Raw genomic sequence first — 1,998 nt, forward strand, 5'->3', positions numbered from 1 at the left:
GCTCCGGACTCTTGACCTCGGCGATGTACATGTCGTGCACCATCAGTCCGTCAGCGCGAATCACGGCGTTGGTCGCGAAGAAATCGTTGACGGGCGTCTTGCGCATCTGCGCGAGCACGGCGTCGGATGAATCCGTGTTGCTCGCCTGCACCGCCTTCAGATAGTGCAGCGTCGACGAATAGACGCCCGCCTGGATGAACGTCGGCATGCGGCCGGTCTTTGCGAAGAAGCGCTGCGACCACGCGCGGCTCGCATCGGTCCGGTCCCAGTAGAACGGCGTCGTCAGCATCATGCCCTGCGCGGACTTGAGGCCGAGGCTGTGGACATCGCTGATGAACATCTGCAAGCCTGCGATCTTCTGCTTGCCCGGCGCGTTGATTCCGAACTCGCGAGCGGTCTTGATTGCGTTGACCGTGTCGGCGCCCGCGTTGGCGAGCCCGATCACCTTCGCGTGCGACGCCTGCGCCTGCAGCAGGTTCGAAGAGAGGTCCGCAGCGTGCATCGGATGCTTCGATTCGCCGATCACCTTGCCTCCCGCCGCGTTCAGGGCCGCAGCCGAATCGTTCTTCAGCGACGCGCCGAGCGCGTAGTCGACGGTCAGGAAGTACCACGAGTTATCGCCTGCGCGCGCCATCGCCTTCACGAGACTTGTCGTCAACGCATAGGTGTCGTACGAGTACTGGATCGTGTACGGCGAGCACGCCTCGTTGCTGAGCTTGGTCGTGCCCGCGCCGCTTGCGATCGCGATCCGGTGCTTCTCCTTCGCCACGTTCGACACCGCGAGCGCGACGGACGACGGCAACAGGTCCTGCACCATATCGACCTGCTGGTTGTCGAACCATTCACGCGCGACCGTCGCGGCGACGTCGGTCTTGTTCTGGTGATCGGCGCTGATCACCTTGACCGGCGCACCGAGCACCTTGCCGCCGAAATCGTCGACGGCCATCTGCGCCGCGACGACCGAGCCTTTCCCGCCGATGTCGGAAAAGATCGACGACATGTCGGTGAGCACGCCGATCTTCACCACGCCATCGCTGATGTCGGCGGCGCTGGCCGCCTGAGATCCGGATGCGCACGCCATCGCAACAGCGGCGGACATCGCGGAGCACGCGAGTTGCCTGAACATGGAAGTCTCCTTGATAGGATTTAGGAAGAGCGGCGGATCACTGCGGTCGCACGACCGCCTCGGCACCCATACTTATCGCGAGCAGTTGGCGATCGCTCATGCGCCGGCCCATCAACATCAGGCCAACGGGTGCCTGATCCGGTTCGTGACAGGGAATCGACACTGCGCACAGATCGAGCATGTTGGCGATCGACGGATTGCGCAGCAGCAAGCGATTGGTCGACGTGTAAGCGGGCTCCTCCTCGAGGTCCGCCATGCGCGGCGCGACGATCGGCACGGTTGGGCAGACGATGGCGTCGAAGGGGCGCATTTCGTCGTCGGCTTGCCGGCAAAGCTGGGCACGCAGTGCACGGTTGCGCAGGTACTCGGCGGTGCTGTGTTCGCTGCCGAGCCGGATGCGAGAGATCACGCGTGGGTCGTATTCGCCGGCATGACGCTTGATCAGTCCGACGTGCCATGCCCACGCTTCAGCCGCGACGAGGCCGCCATGCTGACCGAGGGTCGAAAGGTGCTGCCAACTGTCGAACGACACTTCCCGCACGATCGCGCCCGCCGCCGTCAGTCGTGCAATCGTCCGTTCGAACGCGGCTACGACTTTTGCGTCCATGTCGTCGAGCACGATGCTCGTCGGTATGGCCAGCCGTACACCCCGCAGCGAATGCGGCACGACTGCGCCCGGCTCCGTGTCACCAGCCATGATCGAATCGAGCACGGCACAGCACGCGACGCTCGGCGCGATCGAGCCAATTGAGTCATAACTCGACGACAGCGGCACCGCGCCCTCCAGCGGAATGCGCGCGGCTGTCGGCTTGAAACCGGCGAGGCCGCACAACGCCGCCGGAATGCGGCACGAACCGCCCGTATCCGAGCCG

Annotated in this window: 2 protein-coding genes; both read right to left on the reverse strand. The window is 64.4% G+C overall.

Annotated elements, in window-relative coordinates:
• Positions 1–1,126: ABC transporter substrate-binding protein (locus AWB67_RS36935; RefSeq protein WP_143328487.1), on the reverse strand; the 1,126-nt coding region annotated here is incomplete at its 3' end.
• 37 nt (positions 1,127–1,163) lie between these two features.
• On the reverse strand, positions 1,164–1,998 hold an 835-nt coding region (locus AWB67_RS36940), incomplete at its 5' end, for an amidase family protein (protein WP_268808168.1).

The sequence above is a fragment of the Caballeronia terrestris genome (assembly GCF_001544515.1).
Classification (GTDB): domain Bacteria; phylum Pseudomonadota; class Gammaproteobacteria; order Burkholderiales; family Burkholderiaceae; genus Caballeronia; species Caballeronia terrestris.